General features: G+C 56.3%; 4 protein-coding genes and 2 pseudogenes. 2 read left to right on the forward strand and 4 right to left on the reverse strand.

Features of this window, described 5'->3' with window-relative positions:
• Window positions 1-532: 532 nt before the first annotated feature.
• Together CQ13_RS06260 and CQ13_RS06265 are read right to left on the reverse strand one after the other, a co-directional pair.
• Window positions 533-1,297, reverse strand: coding sequence for a CmcI family methyltransferase (locus tag CQ13_RS06260; RefSeq protein ID WP_057842137.1), 765 nt, complete (start codon window positions 1,295-1,297; stop codon window positions 533-535).
• A gap of 303 nt (window positions 1,298-1,600) precedes the next feature.
• The gene (locus tag CQ13_RS06265; protein WP_057842138.1) at window positions 1,601-1,990 is read right to left on the reverse strand and encodes a hypothetical protein; all 390 of its coding nucleotides are present in this window, start codon (window positions 1,988-1,990) and stop codon (window positions 1,601-1,603) included.
• Window positions 1,991-2,682: 692 nt separating this feature from the next.
• Here CQ13_RS06265 and CQ13_RS47015 point away from each other — a divergent pair.
• Window positions 2,683-3,372 (forward strand): class I SAM-dependent methyltransferase, encoded by a 690-nt coding sequence (locus CQ13_RS47015; RefSeq protein WP_430649657.1) that lies wholly within the window; start codon window positions 2,683-2,685, stop codon window positions 3,370-3,372.
• A 356-nt stretch (window positions 3,373-3,728) separates the two neighbouring features.
• Window positions 3,729-3,925 (forward strand): annotated as a pseudogene (locus CQ13_RS45350) (aldehyde dehydrogenase family protein); the annotation flags it as partial.
• A 530-nt stretch (window positions 3,926-4,455) separates the two neighbouring features.
• Here CQ13_RS45350 and CQ13_RS42590 read toward each other — a convergent pair.
• The gene (locus tag CQ13_RS42590) at window positions 4,456-4,602 is read right to left on the reverse strand and encodes a hypothetical protein (RefSeq protein ID WP_156433537.1); all 147 of its coding nucleotides are present in this window, start codon (window positions 4,600-4,602) and stop codon (window positions 4,456-4,458) included.
• Between the two features lie 131 nt (window positions 4,603-4,733).
• Window positions 4,734-5,182: pseudogene (locus CQ13_RS44955) on the reverse strand (hypothetical protein); the annotation flags it as partial.

Below are 5,182 nucleotides of genomic sequence, written 5' to 3' on the forward strand. Positions count from 1 at the left end.
CTGTCAGGCAGAAACTCCACTTATCGACATGTTCAAATTTGCGGAGCCGGCTCTCATCACCAACGCGCCATCTGGGGATCGTTCTATTCCACCGCCGACCTCGTCAAAAATGGACCGCTTTATCCAGCCACAATGCAAATTCACAACCCTTGCCCGCTGCCGCCGAATCCGTCGCCTAGAATCGCGCCACTTTGTATTTCCGCGACGGTACACTATGTGAATTTTGACAGCGTGGAGACAGCGCCCCATACATTTTTTGGCATGGGTGCTTTGCCGATCTTTATTGGTTCAACAGAATCGAGTGCCAGGTTTATTCCACTCGACAGGTTGATGGTGAAATCAGTGGCCGCGTCGCGGAGCGTTATCGGAATGGTCTCAAACGCAATGTTCAGTTTTGGCGCGACGCGGTGGCGGCCATCAGCTCTGCAGCTTGCGCTACGCCAGCTGCTCAATATGGGCAAGCCAATCCCACACTGTACCACGCAACAAAGTGAGACGAGGTGTTCCAGGTCGGCAACCTATCGATCCAGGCCTACGACTTTCGAAGCCATGCATTTGGAGCGCATGTAAGATTGCTCCCAAACGCGTCGGTGTAATAAGTATCGATCAAAAATCCTGATTGCTCGACCAACTGCAACCCATCAATAATCCCCTTATCTGCCCGCATAGGACCGTCTTCGAACACATAATAATCTCCTGATACTAGAAAGCGGTTCAGGTAAGAAAATATCGAAAATATTTGTTGGTGTGCGTCGTCGATCACAAGCCATGGATGAGGTAGCCTCATCAGCAGTTTTTCATTGAAAGCGGCAACGTCTGAAAGGTCAACATGATGAAAGGTAAGAAGTGCATGCTTTGCATTTTCATGGATACACTTGGTGTGCAGATCAAATGAGTGTACTTCACCTGGGTGCTCACAAAGCACCGACATGTGATCGGCAAACCACAGTCCGCTGCCACCCTGAAGCGAACCGAGTTCTAGAATTGTCCTCGGCTGAAGTTCCCAAATAAGCCTAGTATACAGAGCCAGATCAAACGGGGTCTTGAGACACATTAACCCTTTGTACGTCAGCGCTAAGGCTCCGATAGCTGTGGAGCGCTCGGGAAAAATCTTTGAGTTAAGAGACGACTTCCATCCTCGATCCGATGGCTTTGCAAAGCGGTCGGAATGGTCAGCATTCACGACAGTGCTTATTGACACGGGATACATATCAAGAGGTCCTCCCCGCCTCAGTTGATCGGGGTAGTTCTTGTTGGCGGTCTCCCAAAAAGCCTTGTATCCGTAAGCGAGTTTCATAGGTCATCTCCGTGCTGCGCTGTCATTGTTTCCTTAGGGGTAGCTCGATCGACCCCAAACAAGCTAAACCATAGGCTAACTAGCTTGGGCAGCTACCAAATCAAATAGCGGCAGAGCATTGTAGAGGGCGTCGTTTTAGCGCCGCCGCTAGCAGCAGCTCGAAGTAGATGGCCTCCGCTCGTGGCGACGCGCCAAATCGGAGAAGAAAAGAGCGTTGCTCAAGCTGCGGAGCTTTGATCATGCCTGAGTCGGCCGAGGCGGTGTTCACGCGCCGACGGACGCGAACCCATGTTAACGGCGGCATCATTCATCGCATCGACAAACTTGTTTCTTTTCTGTACGGGCCTCGAGATCCCAAGTCTGCTTGGTCGCCTTCCGGAGCGGCCGGCCGAAGCCATGCTGCCGCTTGCGGCAGATCGCCGATGCGGTACGCGGAACAGCTCGAGGTTGACGTTCGTCGATGGCGGAATCGGCCGGTCGGTTCACATCGGGGCGGCGGCTCGATGCGATCGCCACACGCAGAGCTAGAGCAGAAAGGGTGCACGAGCCTCCAAGCTCGAGCGTGCTTGAGATCATCTGGTGATGCACGGCTGCCGGCAGATCGCTTTCGCGCACGTCGCGCTCGACCGTGTCGATCGAGCGCTGCATCATCGCATCGGCGATGCGCCGGTTCGCCGGGGCTCTTCGATCCAAATCCTGCCCACCAGCGGGGCCGCATCGACGATCTCGGCTTGCGGTTCTGCGCGTCCAACTGGATGTAGCGGTCCTGATAGCCGCGGACTTTCTCGTCGGCCAGCCACACGGTCCTCCCGGCCGACACCGCGTCGATAACGCGTCCGGCCCAAATGGGTTCGTCATGGTTGAGCGCCACGATCACTGTTGGCGGCGTAAAGGAGTAGGCATTGTGGTCCTGTAGATACTCGCACGTATCGGCGAGAGCCCGGCCTACGCTATTGCCTGAATGCCGACACATGCTGTTGGGTTTGTTCGGTCCGGCACACAAGCTTGTTTGGCCAATCACCCACTATGCCTCCCAGCTGAAATAGCTGAAGCAAACACACACTTCTTTCTTCGGCTTCGATCAGCCAAGTTGGCACAAACTTTGAACTCTTTCCTTGCGAGTTGGTGAGATGCTGCCATCGGGTTCATGTCTCGCACGCGGCGATGGATGGAATGATCGAGGAAAGCAGACGGGTCAGCGTCAGATCGCATTCGAAGCGAAGGAGAGCTTCCGCAAGTCCACCTCAAAACAAGTTCGCAGCCCCCAAATCGTCAAGGTGATGGAGTAGAAGATGCAAGTTGCTAAGAGGCCGTCCTTTGGAAGCTTTTCCGAAATAGCAGAGTTTTATCCGGCGTTCCCACCCTATTCGCGGCGACTGCTTCAGATGCTTGTTGACCAGGTGAAGCACCTAACCGAGAGCCCGGTGTTCGGGGATATCGGCGCGGGTACGGGCGCGGTCGCCTACCCGTTAGCTGAAATGGGGCTTTCAGGCTATGCAGTCGAACCCGATAGTCAGATGGTTACGGTGGGGCAGAGGCTCGGCCGAACTTGTCCAGCCGTATCTTGGATTAATGCGCCGGGAGAATGCACGGGCCTGGCTGAGGCTTCGCTAGATTGGATTTGCTACAGCATGTCGTTCCATTTGACGAACGCTAGCGAAGCGCTTCGCGAAAGCATGCGAATCCTACGGCCTCGCGGCTTCTTCACAATCGCGCACGTTTTTCCAGACCTTGAGACTGATCCCTTCCAACTCGAAATCGAAAATCGGATACGCGATATGGCACCGGCTGTACGAAGGGCGCGTACTGCACTCATCGGTCAGATGGGAACCTACGAGGCGCTCCTCAATCAATATCCCGGCCTGGGAAACTGCATTTATCTTGCTACCACCGAAGCGATATCCATGAGCGAGGAGCGGTATGTCAACTATTGGTCTGGGAGACATGATATCCCGAGTCAAGTCTCCCCCGAGGTTTGGAATTCGATGCTACAAATGATCGCGGAGACGTTCCGAAGGCGGCAGCCGGCTAGCCTGCGATTTCGCTCTATGGCATGGCATGCTCTACGCGTGTGAGGTGATTGCCATATGTCTGAAGATGATCGATGGCGCCTGATCCAGAGCGCTCGGCTACTGGTACGGATTAAACAGTAGGAGGAGACAATGCGAAACTCCTGATACACTGTGCTCTTGACTACCGCGAGTTGGGCCTGCAATGCGCAATAAAAAGCTTCGATCTCGCTGCACAAGGCACCCAGGCTCTGATGCCGCTGGATGAATGGCCCCATGTGGCGATCGGCAATCGACCGCCGAAAAAACGGGGAAGGGGAGTACCCCTACCAATGTTGGAGGGTGGCGCAAGATCGCTCTCATTTTACATATTCGCTCAATCATTCATCTTAGGACTCATGAGACCGGAGACTTGGGGCAGCGTTGTGCCCACCGCCGACCTCGATAAGACGTTGCGCGGTGTTGCCCTTGCTGCGATAGGCGCGGCCCGCTTCAGGACCCTGCGTCGCCTGTTCGTCCATGGAGCGTCCACGATATTTTCGTGCCGCGCTTGAAGCACGCCTATACATCCGTCACGGTCGGCAACCCGCTTCATACGGGCGCGCTGGTTGGTCTGCTAAATCGATACGGCTGCCCATCGCGGCAGGCCCCCACATGCCAAGCGAGCATAGGTAGGGAGGTGCGCACCAGATGCGCAAGTTAACAATTGTGAAAAGACTTCATGTCTTCGAGGTCATGAGCGGGTTTCCAAGTTTCTTGAAGCCAGCTCAAGGATTAAACATGACTCACGGGGCGGTAAGCTACCAAATGGGCATTCTCGAGGATTGGTTCGGGAGGAGATTGTCATCCATCACAGCTCGGGGGGATGGCGAACAGCTCAAGCGCTGCTGTGAGAGCGCATTCACCGTGCTTGAGAAAGGATCCTACGAACTGCGAAGGCGTAATGTAGGAACATCCGCGGTGGTGGGGTGCTCCGCTACATTTTATCGCACAGTCTGAACCTCCTCCGAAATTGGGCGATCCCGGATGTCGGGTAACTTTGCTCGTGTAGGCGACAGATTTCATCCCAGCGTTCGCGTCGCGCAGCCTATCGATCCGCCGGCACTGTGCAAGGCCGGGCTGCGGCGTAGAACTGCCGGTCTTCGCTCGTTACGCGAATGCCACGATTCGCACGGCGGCGGCTACGTTGTGACGATGGCGGCCGACCACGTGGCGCGGGGCTTCACCCAAACTGTTGAGCAGGTACCAGCGGTTCGTCACCTGCACCGCATCGGGCGCGCCGCAGCGTGTTGCCATCAGCATAAAGTCCCGAACGATAGCGGGCAACGACCTTGATCCCCGGCCAGCGCTTCAGCCAGCTCGCAACACTGTCGGCGTTACGATCGGGAAGCAGATCAAGCACGCAATTGCGGTCCCGATCGCAGAGATCATTCTATATCGCTGGCCACGACGCCAAGCCCAATCGTCGATGCCGACGGCGGTTGGGCAACGAAATCCGGCAAGAGGGCCGAGCGAATGATTCGGAGCAAGGTGTCGCCGCTGATCGGCATGGCCAGCTTGGGCGACAGGGCGAGCCAGGGCTCATCGCCGACCGCAAAGCCGATCGCTAGTTGGCTCTCGCCGAGGCGGGTTGTGCGACTTGCTGTCGGCCGCACCGTTGCCGGTAGCGAATCGGGAATATCCGACGCGGGCATTGCGGAGTCGCGCATCGGAACCGTCGCGCGTGAAGCCGGATTTACACAACCTGAGCCTGCCACGGCAGATCTTAAGCGTCGCACGTAATGGCTGTGGACGCGACCCGTCTGGCAGCCGCAACAGGGACAGAGCGAGGCCGCTGACTTCGGCCGAGCCACGAGCACCACCCTGTCGGTCTGGG

Source organism: Bradyrhizobium retamae (genome assembly GCF_001440415.1).
Taxonomy (GTDB): Bacteria; Pseudomonadota; Alphaproteobacteria; order Rhizobiales; family Xanthobacteraceae; genus Bradyrhizobium; species Bradyrhizobium retamae.